The sequence below is a fragment of the Labilithrix luteola genome, assembly GCF_001263205.1.
Classification (GTDB): domain Bacteria; phylum Myxococcota_A; class Polyangia; order Polyangiales; family Polyangiaceae; genus Labilithrix; species Labilithrix luteola.
Genome location: NZ_CP012333.1, coordinates 9,040,804 through 9,054,520 on the forward strand (window position 1 = coordinate 9,040,804; position 13,717 = coordinate 9,054,520).

Genomic DNA, 13,717 nt, shown 5'->3' on the forward strand with positions numbered 1-13,717 from the left:
ATTCCGTCGAGACCGCAGATTGTCCCTCGACAATCGAAGCGCCCGCGGTCAAATCAGCCATGACCGCCAACCTCTCATGTTGGCGGAGGAGCGCGCTTGCTCCTTTGCATGCCGTTCCCGTTCCCCATGCCGCTAGCTCCCCCTGACGAGATTGAGCTCACCGACGACGATCTCTCGATCGAGGACGACGACGTCGACGTCGAGTACGAGGTCGATCTCGGAGGCCTCGCCGTGGCTGCGGCCCCGATGACGCGCGCTTCGTTGGCGAACGATCTCGTGACGCGTGAGGTATCGACGCGCGAGGCTCGTCGTGGTCTTCCGCCGCCACTCGAGTCCGATATCGCGGAGTGCCTTGCGACGATTGCGGCGGAGGCATCCAAGATTTCGCCGGCCGTCGCGCCGGCTACGAGCGCCGTCGTCGACCCGAGCCCCGTTTCCGTCGTTCCGTCGCGCCTCGTTCGTGCGAAGTCGCCTGGCATGATCTCGCGGCTTCCCGCGATCGTACCGCCGCCGCATTCCCCGCACGCGCGGACCCCCTCGATCGTGAGTGGCGCACCGTTCCTGCGAGCCCAGAAGCGTCCCGCGCAGCTCGTCGACGATCGCGACGAAGTCGTGGAGCACGCCAAGACGTTGCCGCGGGCGGTTCGCTCGCCGTACCTCGATCAGGTCATGCCGCGACCGTCGGTGTTCTCGCGGCCGTCGTTCACTCCGCCCACGCCCTCGCGACCGGTGAAGGCGAGCGCGGCTCCCGGCGGGTCGGTTGCGCCCGTCGCCTTGTCGGCGCCGCGAGAAGCTGCGCCCACGGTCGTCGTTCATGCGTCCCCCCGCTCGCGATTCTGGCTCGCTGGAGTTTCTGCGGTCGTCGGCGCGTTGGCGGCGTTCGCCGCGGTCCGCTTCGTCCCGTCCGCTCCGCCTGCAGCCCCTGCGGTTGCCGTGCAGGCGCCGCCGCCGGCACCCCAGGCCGTCCAGGAGCCAAAGATCGTCCGAACGCCCGCCGCACCGTCGGCATCGGCTACGCCGGTAGCGGTGCTGAAGTTCGACGAGAGCGAGGCAGTCGACATCACCGTTCCCGCCGCGGCGTCGAGCGAGATGGCCAGCGCTGCGCCCGTCGTGGTGCCCGTCGCGCATCGAGTCAAGCCACGCCGCGCAGCGCCGCGTCGCCCGGCTCCGGTTTCGGAACCCACGCTCGGTGGTCGTGTCGAGACGCCCGCCGCTCCCGTCGCGGTCGCGCCCCCGGCTCCGCCGCCCCCTGCGCCGGTACCCGCGCCGAGCGCGCGCAAGCGCTGGACGGCCGAGCAAGAGCTCGCCGAGGCGCAGCTCAAAGCGTCGATGAAGTGAGGCGTCGAGGAAGCGAGCGGCGCTCGCTCAACTGGCGAGCCGCTTGCGTTCGCCCTGCATCAAAAGCCAGTAAGCGAGCCCCGCGCCGCCCGCGCCCATGAACCACGCGTAGTCGTACAGCACGGCGAGCGGCTTCACGACGAGGCCGATCCACGCCAGGCCGCAGCCGATCGCCGTCGCGATCATGGCAGCCGCGTTGAAGCCGGAGCCGCCGTACGCATAGGCGCCGTTGCGCTGGTAGAGATCGGCGACGATCAGCTTCTTGCGACGAACGAAGAAGTAGTCCGCGATGAGCACGCCCGCGATCGAACCGAGGCCGCCGGAGTACCCGAGCAGCCATTTGAAGATATACCCGTTCGGATCGGCGATGAGCTTCCACGGCACCATCATCACGCCCACGATGCCGGTGATGAGGCCGCCGGTCTTGAAGCTGATGGCGCCCGGCTTGATGTTCGCGAAGTCGTTCGCCGGCGAGACCACGTTGGCCGCGATGTTCACGCCGAGCGTGGCGATGACCACCGTGAACATGGCGACGGCCACCAGCAGGCGCGACGTGAACTGACCCACGAGCTCGACGGGATCCCACATCGGTTGGCCGTAAATCTCGGCCGACGCGCTGGTAATCACGATGCCCATCAGGGCGAACACGGTCATCGTCGTAGGCAACGCCACGGCTTGCCCGACGGCCTGCTCTTTTTGCGATCGGCCGAACCTCGTGAAGTCGGGCATGTTGAGCGAGAGCGTCGACCAGAAGCCGATCATCGCCGTCACGCTCGGCACGAAGACGGGCCAAAACGAGGAGAACGTTTGGAACTTACCTGTGCTGTGCATGACGGCGCCGAGGCCGTTGGCGCGCATGACGGCCCACACCACGAGCAGCGCCGTCATGACGAGCACGTACGGGGCGGAGAAGTTCTCCACTTTGCGCACGAGCTCCATGCCGCGATAGACGATGAGGATGTTCACCACCCAGAACAGGAGGAAGCTGACCCACTCCGTCGGGTAGTGGCCCGACACGGCCCACGCGAAGGTCGACGGGCAGGTGGGAACGAGCCCGCCCGGAGGCGCCTGCCACACGCAGGTGGGCGCCGCGTGACCGAGCATCTCCGGCCAGCCCGCATAGAGCGAGCGGAAGAACTTCTGCAGTGCCTGCCCACCGATCCACGTGTTGATACCGAACCACCCGCACGCCACGATCGCGCGCATGATGGCGGGCACGTTGGCGCCGAAGACGCCGTAGCTTGCGCGCGCGAAGACGGGGAAGGGGATGCCGTACTGCGTGCCGGGATGCGAGTTCGCCAGGATCGGCACGAGCACGATCGTGTTGCCGATGAGAATGGTGATCAGCGCCTGCCACCAATTCATTCCCGCGCTGATCAGGCCCGACGCGAGCATGTACGTCGGAATGCAGTGAGCCATCGAGATCCACAGCGCGGCGAACGTGTACGTGGTCCACGTTCTCTGGGCCGGCGAGGTGGGCGCCAGATCTTCGTTGTAGAGTGCAGGATCGTGCGCGACGTCGTCGCCCGGACGCGTGAGTGCTTGCGGGTGCGTCTCCGGCGCGTGCGTCCCCGGCGCGTGCGTCTCCGCCGGAGCGCCCCTCCCCATCATGTCGTCGGCCATGTCCTTCCGGGCTTACACCGGAGCGAGACGTGGTGCAAAAGGCCTGTTTTCGCTGTCGTTGCCGAGATGCCACGGAGACGACGTCACCGCGAGCCGTTGAACACCTCGACGATGAGCGCGGCACGACTTCCGACCTGCGCCTTCTCCAGGATGGCCGTCAGGTGTGCTTCCACGGTGCGTTCGGCGATACCGAGCTCCGCGGCGATCGTGGCGTTCGGCTTGCCGCGCACCACGCGCTCGAGCACGCGGGTTTGGGCAGGGGTGAGGCGAAAGCGCGCGACGGCGGAATCGATGGCGCGGGGGCCGTCGGTTTGGGGTGCGGTCGGTTCCACGACGACGTGTCCGCGCGCAATTCCTCCCCCGTTCAACGGGGTGACCTGGAGCCGCGCCGGATCGTGCTTTCCGCGTGCACACGAACGTAGTGCGGTTCGCGTGGCCGACGCTTCACCGTCGAGGCGCGCGCGCGCGGCCGCGTTGGCGTGGGCCACGTTGCCGGAGCCGTCGAGGACCCATGCTGCGCCGGGGATGTCGTCGAAGACCGCCTCGAGCGCCGACTGGGCCAGCAAGGATTGGCCGACGAGCCGCTCGAAGACGAGTCGCCTTTGGAAAGCAGGAACGAGCCGCTGCAAGAGGTGCTGTTGCAGCGCAGTCGTCGGCTCGGGCTGGACGACGCCGACCCAGGCGAGCAGGCTTGGCCCATCGCAGACGAGCGCGCGTAGCGTGCGTTGACCGGCGAACCCGAGGCGCCCGTAGAGATCGCGCTCGACGGCCTCGTTCACCCCACGCGTCAGTCGATCGAGGTCGATGCTGCAGAGGGCGCGATTGCGTTGAGCGATCTCGGGCCGTATCGCGTTGTACGAGCCCCACTTGACGCCGCGCCCGAAGAGGAACCCGTCGAATTCGGCGATCCAGTTCGGCTTCGGGAAGCCCACCGCCGCCGTCCGCGCAATGACGAGATCGTCTTCTTGGTCACGGGGGCGAAGGCCGTAGAGGCATGCCTTGTCGGTGCCGAGCAGGAGCTGCAGCGCCTCGATGGCCCCCTGCAGATTGTCGACGTCGAGCGAGTAGTGGGCGAGCGCGTCCTCGACGTCCCGAAGCCGCTTCGCGACCTCCGGAGGAATGTCGGTCGGATCCAGTCCGGCCTCGGCACTCATCCGCGCTTGCGGAACTTCGAGAGAAGCTGGAGCCACATCATGCGGAGACGACTTCCAACACGGCTCTTGAGCAGACCGCGACGGACGTGCGGACGCGGCGCGAGGTGTGTCGGCCGCGCGCCCGGCGCGAAGCCGTAGAGCGAATAGAGGTTGATGAGATCGGCGACGAGGTCACTGATGCCCTTCGTCTCGAGATCGTGCGCTTGGCAGTAGCTGTCCGGCTTGTTGCGGATCATGCACTTGGCGACGATCAACATCACGTTCGGATCGATGAGCTCGCCATTGCCGTCGAGGTAGTGCTTGTACGAGAAAAAGCGGTCAGCCGGCGCGACTTCGTGCGACCCGTCGGCGGCTTTTGGCGCGCGAAGCGAGTTGATGACGCTGTACTCGTGCCGGAGGTACGCCTCGATGGTGTTGTTTTCGTCGGCGCGCTCGTACTCGATGAATTTGTGGAACGCGTCGTAGAGCGTCTTGGGGTTCGCGTACGCGCCGCTCAACAAGTAATAGAACATGGCGCCGAGCGAATAGATGTCGGCAGGGCGGCCGACCGACTTCTGGATGCGCGCTCGCACGTTCGTCTCGCTGACCTCCCGGTAGGGGCGGGCAAGCACGAGGCGCTTGCGCGCGCGGTCGGCGTAGAGAATCGGGTATTGCTCGGAGCGGTTGAACAGCGAGAACGAGTCGTTCTTCGCGATCTGGATATAGAAGTCTTCGAAGAACTCCACCTCGGGGACGCCCTGCTGGACGTTGACGAGGAGCTCGAGGATGTTCGTTTCCTGCTCGGGGCTCTGGAAGAAGAGCGTTCCCGGCACGGCCGCCTGCATGCGCGTCATGCCGAACTGCACTTCTTCGTCGTTGAGCTTGGCGACGTTGAAGTCCGCGAGACGAACCTGGAGCGTTGAGCCGCGGAGACTCGGATCGGGCAAGCCGACGAGCACATTCGCCGGCTTGATGTCGCGATGGCAGATGTTGCGAACGAGATGCGCGTACTCGACGGCGCTCGCGATCGGAATCATGTAGTCGAGCACACGGAAGATGCGCTCTCGCATGTCGTAGGCGAGGAGATCTTCCTTCGACGAGCGGTTGCGTGAGCCCTTGAGGCGCTCCTCGAGGCTCATCTCGAGGCGCTCGAGCACCATGAATTCGGTCTCGCACTTGTCGCGGATGCTCGGCGGCAAGAACGAGAGGTCCTCGTTTTCGCCCGAGGCAAAGAGCTCGACGATGTTCGGATGACCCTGCACGCGCTCGAGGAGCTCTTTCTCCATCTGGAAGCGCATGTGGTCTTCTTCGCTGACACCCCGCTGCAGCATCTTGATGACGACGGACCTGCGGAAGTCGGTCTTCGATTCGAGCCAGCGCTCTTCGCCGGCATAGACCTTGGCGAAGCGACCCGAGCCGAGCTCGATCGGAGCGCCGCGCGCGTCGAGATTGAACGAATACGCGCGCGAGCGAACGATGTGGAACGGAGCGCTGCGCAGGTCGCGTGGCTGATCGGCGCGAAGACCGAGTGACTGCGGAGCGGCGGCGGCGCCGGCGACCGGAGCGAGGCCGCTCAGCGTTCCGCCTCCGGGCGACGGACCCGTCATCGAGCCGCTCATCGTTCCGCCGCCGCTGCCACCAAGCGTGCCTGCGAAGGATTGATCGCCACGAGGCGCCGGACCGCTCGCCGGCGGGCCGGCGTACATCATTCCGGACTGCGGGCCGCTCATCGGCTGCGGGCCTACGGAAGGCATCGACCCGATGGATGGTGGTCCCGACGAGTTGTGGGAAGGCGGCGGTCCCGATGTTGCGGGGCCGCGATTGATCGTTGCGGGGCCTGGCACCGCGCCGCCCGTCGGACGAAGTGTCGAACCCCTCACCGCGGCGTCGGGCTTGATGGGCGACGTTTGCAGCGGTGGACGCACCGCCGGAAGCGATTGCGACGAGCGACGTACGTCTTGAGTCGTGAACGCAGTCGGGGTGTCGACCTTCAACGGAGGCGCCGGCGGCGGAGGAGCGAGCAAGACCTCGTCGGGCATCTGACCGACCGCCGTGCGCTCCTCTTCCTCGTCGAGGCCGGGCATCTTGGGGGGTGATTCCCTCTGCGTCACACGGGCACCCTTATCCTCCCTAACGTCGGCACATGACGACGAGGTCATTGCCGCGCGTCAACATCAGCGCGATCGCCTGTTGAGCGTCCGAGTAGGGTACCAGAAGGTGTCTGCCGTCCACGAGAAACAGGCGTCCCCCTTGGGCGGGCTGGCCAAACGACCAGGTCAGCTCGCCTAGCACCTCTCTCGATGCGGATACGAGATCGGCGGCTCCATCGTTGTCGACCGTGAGTGCAGGCGTGGGCCTCTGACCACGCCGCGCCACGAAACACGTGAGCCCTTTCAGATTCAGCTTCGGTGATCCGCCGGGGAGCATCGTGACGCGCATGCGCACCGGCGCCCCCGTCTGATCGACGAAGGAAAGGTCAAGTCGTTCATGGACTTGAATGAAGCGAACGCGCCGGTGGCCATAAGGAACGACGCGCTCCGCGACGGCATCGGCAACGCGAAGGCCACCCTGCGATCCGGACCCGTCGCCATCGGCCATTGCAGCCTCGTGCGATTCGCTTGGCATGGCCGGATAACCCGCGATCGGAGGAATCTCAGGCACCGGCGGAGGCGGCGGCATGGTCGGCATTGGCGGCATCGCCGGGAATGGAGCGATGCTGCTCGGAGGCCTCACCTTCAGCGCTTCGCGCAGCTGCTGGTAAAATTCCGGTGCTGTCGCCATTCGTTCTTCGGGGCGCGCGGCCATCGATCGTCGGAGCACTTCGGACACCTCGGGACTGAACCCGAGATGCGCGAGGCGCGCGTTGACCAACGTGTCGCCGCGCACGCGATCATTGAACGTCTTCCGGACATCCTCGTCGCCGAAGAAGATGCGTCCGCCGAGCATGAACGTAGTGAGCAGACCGAGCGCGTAGACGTCGGTGCGGGGCCCTTCGGGAGAACCGCAAAGCTGCTCGGGCGCCGCCCAACGAGGCGAGAACAAGGCCACGGTGCTCACCGACTCGTTGCCATCGAACGGCCCCAGGCCGGCCTGCGGACTCTTCTTCACATCGCTATGCGCAATTCCGAAATCCGCGAGTTTCGGAACGAGCTGATCGCTGACGCGCGCAAACAGGATGTTCGAAGGTTTGATGTCGCGGTGGATGATTCCGTATCCGTGCGCCTCGGCAACGGCACCGGTGATGCCTTCGAGGATTCCGAGCGCCTCTTCGGGGGAAATCACCTTGCGCCTTCGGACGTGCGACTCGAGATTCCCGCCGTCGAGGTATTCGGAAACGTGGAATGGCGCGCCGCTCGCGTCCCGCTTGTCGGCGCGCTGCTCGAGTGCCTCGAGGGCCGCCTCGTCCGTACCTTTCGGTGCAGCGGCACGGGCCTCGTCGAGCGACAGATATCCGAAATCGTAAATACGAAGTGTGTTCCCGTGGGAAAGCTTCGAGAGCGCGAGTGCCTCTTTGAGGAAGTGCGAATACGTCGCTTGATAGACCGCGCGCCCACTCGTCGAGCCGGAGCCTTCGACCAACGTGGTGCGCAAGAGCTTCACGCACACGACGCGGTTCAAGCGCTCGTCGGTCGCTCGATAAATGGTGGCCATCCCGCCGCTGCCGATCCGATCCAAGATCGAATAGCGGTCGAGCAGCCGGATGCCTTCCGGGAGCTCCAACTCCCCTGGACGGCGAACCCGCGCCATAGACACCGAGCGTAGCTCAGGTTTTCGCGTCGCGGTCGAGGAAGTCGTGAGGTTTCGACCCGTTCCAGCCTGGAATTTTCTGCGGCCTGAGGGCTGTTGGCATCGCCCTCAGCGGCGAGGCCCGAGCAAGAGTCCGCGCGAAGCCGTCTCCGTCTTCATGCCTTTGTGGATGACGATCTTGCTGCCCGCCTCACGCCCATGGGCGTACGCATCCGTGCGACGCTGCCCGGCGTAGCGCACGTGGCGCACGTACGGGTGGCGTCGCCGGAAGAACGTCGAGAGGTTGCCGTCGGCCACCCACACGAGCCCGGCGGTCTCGCTCTTCTTGGCTTCGCCCGCGAGTTTGTCGCTCATGCCCGTCATGACGCCGGCCAGGTAGGTGCGGCGATCGCGGTTGCTCTTGATGCCCTGCGTCTGGCGGTGCTCCTCCCAGAGGCGCTCCGCGGTCGCGACGAGGTAGCCGTGGACGTACTCGGCGATCTCGAGATTGTCGGGCGTTCCACAGATCTCGAGGACGCTCCCGCGTTTGCCTTCGAGGGGCCGGTAGACTGGAACCCAGATCGCTTCGACGAAGAAGTGCTTGCCGAGGATGAGCGAGAGGATGCGTTCGGCCTCCGACGTTCGCCCGGTAGGCTTGCCGAGGTGTTTCCAGGCGTAGCCGAGGGCGATCTTCTCCCGCTGGAGCTCGATGTTGTGTTTGAGGAGCAGCCGCTGAGCGGCGGCCATGGCGGCCTCGGCCTCGTGCACGTTCGGGCTCTCGGCGAGGGCGAGGAGTCGAGCGATGCGCTCGGCCACTTTGCGATGCGCCTCGCGCGACTCGCCCGGAGGAGGGGCTTCCGGCATGCCCGCAGCGGCGCCGTCGATGCCGAGTCGTTCGCACACTGCACGAAAGCGCGGACCATGCGCGGTCTCGCTGCGTTCGCCGAGCACCTCCGAGACGTACTGATGCGCCATCTCGTGTTTGAGCACTTCGACGACGACGCCCCACGGCTGCTCCAGCACGAGAGGGCGCGAGAGCTCGATCGTGCGTGACGCCTCCACCCATCGTCCGAGACACGCGCGCGAATTGACGAGCGCGAACTGGGGAAGGGAAAGCATCCCTTTGAAATGGTTCTGGGCGATGAGCTTGTACTGCTCCACCACCTCGCGCAGCAGCGCCGCTTCCAAGCGAGCACTGATGTGACTGACGTGAGGCATGGACTCGGACGCGTCGGACATCTGTGCACTGTCGTTAGCGCGCACGTGCGGTGCTGTACATCGCGCTGATTGTCCTACAGTTCCCCACGATTTGGCTCGGTCGAGGCCGGGCAAGGCCCTTGCAGATTCCACGCGTCATGGGCGGCAGCACCGGGAAAAAGCGGGAAATCGAGGTCGTCTCTGGGGTGTGTGGTCCGTGTTACCCGGATCGCCGACGCATCGACAGCGATGTGCGAGCTTTCCTCCGTCAGCCCTCGACGCCCTGGATCGTCTTCGACCGAGCCTCCCGCGCTTCGATGCCGGACGTGGCTGACGTGGCCGACGCGAACAAGCACGGGCGCGTCTTTCGCTCGGCCATGAGCTCGGTGCTCGCGAGCGATGGCGTGTTCCCGACCGAGCCGGCGCCGGAGGTCATCGTGCCGTCCGTCGAGCCCAGCAGCCTCAGCGTGGCCGCCGATCTCGCCGCGCCCTCCGAGCCCAACGCCGAGTGCGGTTCCGATTGCGATTCCGAGGGCGTGCCGTTCCTCACTCCGCGCGCCTCACGCGGGAAATGGTTCGCTGCCGCCGGCGCGCTGCTCGTCGTCGCCGTCGGCGTCTTCGGTGCCCATTCGATGGGCTCGCCTCCGCCCGCGCACGAGGCGCAACCGGCGTCGCACGGACCGAGCGTTGTCGCCGATGTCCCTCCGCCCGCGCTCGACGCGATGCCTCTGGCCGCTGCGAACGTCGCCGTCGCCGGCGCCGCGAGGGCGGTCACGAGCGAGCCTGCCAAGCCGCGACGGCTCGGCAAGCTCTCGCTCCGTGGTGCGGCCGCCTACAAGCGTGTCTACTTCGACGGCAAGCTCTTGCTCGGCAACCGCGCCCGCAGCTTCGACGTGTTCTGCGGCGAACACACGATCTCGATCGGTGTGCGCAACGACGAGCACGAAATCGAAGTCCCGTGCGGGGGCGAGTTCGTCGTCGCGCGCTGACCCCAGAACCTGGGGCTTAGGGGGTAGGGGTCAGTTGATTTCCCAGTTGCGTCGCTTGCGTGCGACGTCGTCGGGGTTCTCGGCGGGGGCGCCCGGAAGCTGGCGCGGTGCATCGGGCGCCTTCGGCTCGGAGGCTTCGGCTTCGGCTCCGGCTTCGGCTTCTTTCTCGGCGCTCTTCTTCGTGTCGGCGAACGCCTGTTTCGCTTCCTCGATCGTCGCCCCACGCAAGAAGTAAGAGCGGGCAGCAGCGCCGATGGCGAGCGTTCCGGCGAAGGCGACGGCGCCCGAGATCATGCCTCCAGCACCTGGGAAAACGAACTTGATGAGCGCCCGTGCACCCTCGCGGAACGCGAATGCGACACCGACGTTCACGCCCAACGCCCCCAGAAACTCGGTGGCCGCCTTGCGATCGAGCGGCCGGCCCGACAGCCACGCAATCGCCGCGATGAGCGTGACCTGCAGCGTGGTGATCGGAATGAGATCGGCGACCGGAATGGGAAGCGCTGCGACGCCCGCGCAGAGGGTGGCGGTGGCCCGCGTCAGGTTGCTGGCGAGCTCCTCCTGCAGGCCCCGAACGCGTGCGATGCGTACGAATGTGCCCCGGCCGGCGTCGGGAAGGTACTTGAAGAGCGTGGTCACGAGCTCTTCGATGCGCCATCGCTCGTCAGCGCGAATCTCTCCGCCGTCCTTGAAGGACATGTACGTCGAGATCCCGCGGGTCCAAACGAGGTGCGGCGCAAGCTTGGGGCGGTCCTTGATCTTGCCCTCGAGATGATGCTCGACCTGGGAGACGCGCGCGAGCTTCTCCTCGATGTCTTCGGCGGGCTCGCGCTCCGGATGATGGAGGTGCGTGCCCTTCGGCTCGAGGACGTCGCAATGCGTGGCGATGGCGACGAGGGGCGGGCGGAAGCGGTGTTCGCGTTCGATCTCGGCGTAGACACGTTCGAGGGCTTCGAGGTCGGCGTCGATCGCGCTGTCGACTTCGGTGGCCTTCACCAGGAAGACGATGACGTCGGGCGTCTTCTTCTTCAGCTCGACGACGATCGACGCAACGGCATCGCGCGCGGCGTCCTTCTCCTCTGGCGACGAGCCTTCCTGCATCCCGCGCGTGTCGAGGATGTCGATGGCGCCGCGATCGGTCTTGTGCACGAACCACGTCGCACGGCCGGTCTGCGCCTTGACGTGCCCGACCTCCGCCATCTTGGCGCCGAAGAGCGCGTTGACGAGCGACGACTTGCCGGCGCCGCGTCGACCCACGAGGGCGAAGGCCGGAGCGCGCTGTTCGAGGACGATGGTGCGGAGGAGACCAATCTTCGAGCGGAGGTCGTTCACCGTGGACTCGTGCAGCGGAAGGAATCGTAAGAGCTCTTCGATGCGGCGAATGTTCTCCGCGATGATCTTGAGCGTCTTGGTCTCGTCGTCCTCGTCGTGCACGTCGGCCATTGCGTTCATCAACCGTAACGCTGATTTCGCCGCGTGCGAGCTCGGCCGGAGCAGGTGGCGCAGCCCGAGTGCAAGATGGGCCCCCACGGCAGCGCACAGGCGCGGTGAAAGTGGCGGAAATCCGCGTCCACCTTGCTGAAAGGCAGGGGAGACGGGACTCGACCCACCGTAGGCTGCAAGCATGAGAGGAGCGTTTGCGGTCCTTGGCGTGGCGCTCCTCATGGGCTGTATCTCGGGCTGTACCTCGCGGACGGCCGAGCCCGCTCCTGACGCCACTCCCGATCATGGGGGCTCGGGCAGATCCGTGCCGGCGAAGACTTCGGAGACCGCGGAGACGACCGGTGCGACGGTCACGTCGCCCGCTCCGTCGGCGGAGGACGAGCAACCCTATGAGCATCCGCCTGTGCCTCCCGCGCCGTCGTTTTACTGCCGCAAGGGGGCCTTCTGCGACGACTTCGAGGGCGCGTTTCCCATCGCGCTCTGGACTGAACGGTTCGCCGTTGGAAACGCTTCCACGTCGCTCGCCTCGATCTCGGCGACGAGCGGCGCGCATTCGCTCGAGGTGACGTCGAACGACGCCACGTCGGCCGGCTACCTGCGGTTCGCCGGAAAGACGGTTGGAACGGATTGGGCGGGCGTCGCGCAGTTTGCGTTTCGTGCGTCGTCGTTGCCCGTGACGTCGCTTGCCGGACCGGCCATCGCGGTCATCCGCGAAGGCGGCGATCCCGTGAGCATAGGCGTGGTCCTCGACGAGGACGGTCTCGTGCTCGTGCAGCGCGAGGGGCAGGCGGTGGTCGCTCGATCGGTGCTGGCTCCGGCGCGTGCAGACCACTGGTTTCGCGTGACGATCGGCTTCGAAGCGAGCGCCCCTCGAGCGGGGGGAGTGCGCTTCGGCCGCGTCGAGACCACGGTCGACGACGGCGATCTCTTGTCCCACGACCTTCGCGTGCCGGCGGCCTCCGGCGGCCTCGAATTCTTCGCCGGAGTCACGCGCGGCGACACGTCGCCGAGCACCGCGCAGGTCGACGACGTCAGCTTCTTCGTGTTCTGAACGAGCTCACAGCGCCACGAGCGACACGTCGAGGATGTCGTCGGTACACGTGCGGAGCGACGACAGGACCTCGCCGCTCGGCGCGCGGTCGACGTGGATGCGCGCGATGGCGGCGCGCGCGCCCTCGAAGACGATGTTCTCGGTCTCCTGGACGTTGATGCCGCCTTTTTTCAGGCAATCGAACACCGCGGCGAGCACACCGACGCGATCGTAGTGGCGAACCGCCAGGAGGTGCGTGGCCGGCGACTTCTTGGCGAGGTTGACGACGTTGGCGGGGCGCCCCGTCTCCTTGTAGAGGCGCACGACGCGTACGGTCTCGTCGGCGATGGCCTCCTGCGCTTGATCGGTCGACGCACCGATGTGGTGCGTTCCGATGACGTTCGGGAGCCGGAAGATGGGCGCATCGACGTTGCCCGTTCCGCCGGACGGCTCCTCGGCAAAGACGTCGAGACCGGCGCGGATCCCGCGCTCGTTCACCGCGCGCTCGAGCGCGTGTTGGTCGGTGATCTCGGCCCTGGCCGTGTTGATGAAGATCGTGCCGGGGCGCATCGACGCGAAGACGCCGTCGCTCACGAGGCCGCGCGTCTCGGGCTTGAGCGCGAGGTGCACGCTGACGACGTCGCTTGCGGCCGCGACTTCGGTGGGCGAGCCCACGGCGACGACGCCGAGCTCGCGGGCCGCGGCGGCCGTGAGACTCCGGCTCCAGGCGACGACGGGCATCCCGAACGCACGGGCCCGCGCGATGACTTCGCGGCCGATCGTGCCGGTGCCGAGCACGCCTAGCGTGCGCCCATAAAGGCCGCGCGCCTTGCCGTACTCTTTCTTGTTCCACTTGCCGTTGCGGAGGTCGGTCGTGTTGTCGGCGACGCGCCGGTCGAGCGCGAGCATCAACGCGAACGCGAGCTCGGCGACGGCGACGGCGTTCTTGCCGGGGCAGTTTGCCACCCAGATTCCGCGCTCGCTCGCGGCCTCGACGTCGATCGTGTTGTAGCCGGCGCCCGCACGCACGACGAGGCCGAGACGCCCGGTTTCCAGGGCTGCTCGTTTCACCTCCGTCGAGCGCACCACGAGCACCTCGGCTTCGGATTGGCGAACGGCGTCCGCGAGCGTCTCGCTCGAGAGGTCGGGTTCGTAAGCTACCTCGCAACCGATCTCGGCGAGCCCGCGCCGGCCCGAGTCTTCGAACTTGTCCGCGACGAGTACCTTCATGGCGACGC

The 13,717-nt window shown here is 66.7% G+C and carries 10 protein-coding genes; 3 read left to right on the top strand and 7 right to left on the bottom strand.

Annotated elements, in window-relative coordinates:
- Positions 1-126 precede the first annotated feature (126 nt).
- Positions 127-1,338 carry a hypothetical protein gene (locus AKJ09_RS39240; protein WP_146652957.1) on the top strand — a complete coding sequence of 404 codons (1,212 nt, stop codon included), beginning with the start codon at positions 127-129 and terminating at the stop codon, positions 1,336-1,338.
- 27 nt (positions 1,339-1,365) lie between these two features.
- Here AKJ09_RS39240 and AKJ09_RS39245 read toward each other — a convergent pair whose 3' ends face one another.
- The 5 genes from AKJ09_RS39245 to AKJ09_RS39265 all read right to left on the bottom strand — a co-directional run bounded on the left by AKJ09_RS39245 (position 1,366) and on the right by AKJ09_RS39265 (position 9,059).
- A complete protein-coding gene (locus AKJ09_RS39245) occupies positions 1,366-2,961 on the bottom strand; it encodes an NCS1 family nucleobase:cation symporter-1 (protein ID WP_205633927.1) in 1,596 nt (531 codons plus the stop codon).
- Between the two features lie 83 nt (positions 2,962-3,044).
- Complete coding sequence (locus AKJ09_RS39250) at positions 3,045-4,115, bottom strand: helix-turn-helix transcriptional regulator (RefSeq protein ID WP_146652958.1); 1,071 nt, start codon at positions 4,113-4,115, stop codon at positions 3,045-3,047.
- Positions 4,112-6,205, bottom strand: a complete 2,094-nt coding sequence (locus AKJ09_RS39255; protein ID WP_169928223.1) for a serine/threonine protein kinase — start codon at positions 6,203-6,205, stop codon at positions 4,112-4,114. Before AKJ09_RS39255 ends, AKJ09_RS39250 begins: the two co-directional genes overlap by 4 nt.
- 19 nt (positions 6,206-6,224) lie before the next feature.
- Positions 6,225-7,841 carry a serine/threonine-protein kinase gene (locus AKJ09_RS39260; RefSeq protein ID WP_146652960.1) on the bottom strand — a complete coding sequence of 539 codons (1,617 nt, stop codon included), beginning with the start codon at positions 7,839-7,841 and terminating at the stop codon, positions 6,225-6,227.
- A gap of 108 nt (positions 7,842-7,949) precedes the next feature.
- Positions 7,950-9,059 (bottom strand): SprT-like domain-containing protein, encoded by a 1,110-nt coding sequence (locus AKJ09_RS39265; protein ID WP_240488768.1) that lies wholly within the window; start codon positions 9,057-9,059, stop codon positions 7,950-7,952.
- 284 nt (positions 9,060-9,343) lie between these two features.
- Here AKJ09_RS39265 and AKJ09_RS39270 point away from each other — a divergent pair, with 284 nt between their 5' ends.
- Positions 9,344-10,006, top strand: coding sequence for a hypothetical protein (locus AKJ09_RS39270; RefSeq protein WP_146652961.1), 663 nt, complete (start codon positions 9,344-9,346; stop codon positions 10,004-10,006).
- Between the two features lie 30 nt (positions 10,007-10,036).
- On the opposite strand, the gene AKJ09_RS39275 is transcribed toward AKJ09_RS39270, so the two are convergent.
- Positions 10,037-11,449, bottom strand: a complete 1,413-nt coding sequence (locus AKJ09_RS39275) for a GTPase family protein (RefSeq protein WP_169928224.1) — start codon at positions 11,447-11,449, stop codon at positions 10,037-10,039.
- A gap of 181 nt (positions 11,450-11,630) precedes the next feature.
- Between AKJ09_RS39275 and AKJ09_RS39280 the strand changes: the two genes are divergently transcribed.
- Positions 11,631-12,500: a hypothetical protein gene (locus tag AKJ09_RS39280; protein WP_169928225.1), complete on the top strand. Its 870-nt coding sequence runs from the start codon at positions 11,631-11,633 to the stop codon at positions 12,498-12,500.
- Positions 12,501-12,506: 6 nt separating this feature from the next.
- On the opposite strand, the gene AKJ09_RS39285 is transcribed toward AKJ09_RS39280, so the two are convergent.
- Complete coding sequence (locus AKJ09_RS39285; protein WP_146652964.1) at positions 12,507-13,709, bottom strand: NAD(P)-dependent oxidoreductase; 1,203 nt, start codon at positions 13,707-13,709, stop codon at positions 12,507-12,509.
- Positions 13,710-13,717 lie beyond the last annotated feature (8 nt).

Bases quoted from the DNA above. Each gene is read 5' to 3' on its own strand.
- AKJ09_RS39240 (WP_146652957.1), top strand. From the start codon at position 127: ATGCCGCTAGCTCCCCCTGACGAGATTGAGCTCACCGACGACGATCTC.
- AKJ09_RS39245 (WP_205633927.1), bottom strand. From the start codon at position 2,961: ATGGCCGACGACATGATGGGGAGGGGCGCTCCGGCGGAGACGCACGCG.
- AKJ09_RS39250 (WP_146652958.1), bottom strand. From the start codon at position 4,115: ATGAGTGCCGAGGCCGGACTGGATCCGACCGACATTCCTCCGGAGGTC.
- AKJ09_RS39260 (WP_146652960.1), bottom strand. From the start codon at position 7,841: ATGGCGCGGGTTCGCCGTCCAGGGGAGTTGGAGCTCCCGGAAGGCATC.
- AKJ09_RS39265 (WP_240488768.1), bottom strand. From the start codon at position 9,059: ATGTCCGACGCGTCCGAGTCCATGCCTCACGTCAGTCACATCAGTGCT.
- AKJ09_RS39275 (WP_169928224.1), bottom strand. From the start codon at position 11,449: ATGGCCGACGTGCACGACGAGGACGACGAGACCAAGACGCTCAAGATC.
- AKJ09_RS39280 (WP_169928225.1), top strand. From the start codon at position 11,631: ATGAGAGGAGCGTTTGCGGTCCTTGGCGTGGCGCTCCTCATGGGCTGT.
- AKJ09_RS39285 (WP_146652964.1), bottom strand. From the start codon at position 13,709: ATGAAGGTACTCGTCGCGGACAAGTTCGAAGACTCGGGCCGGCGCGGG.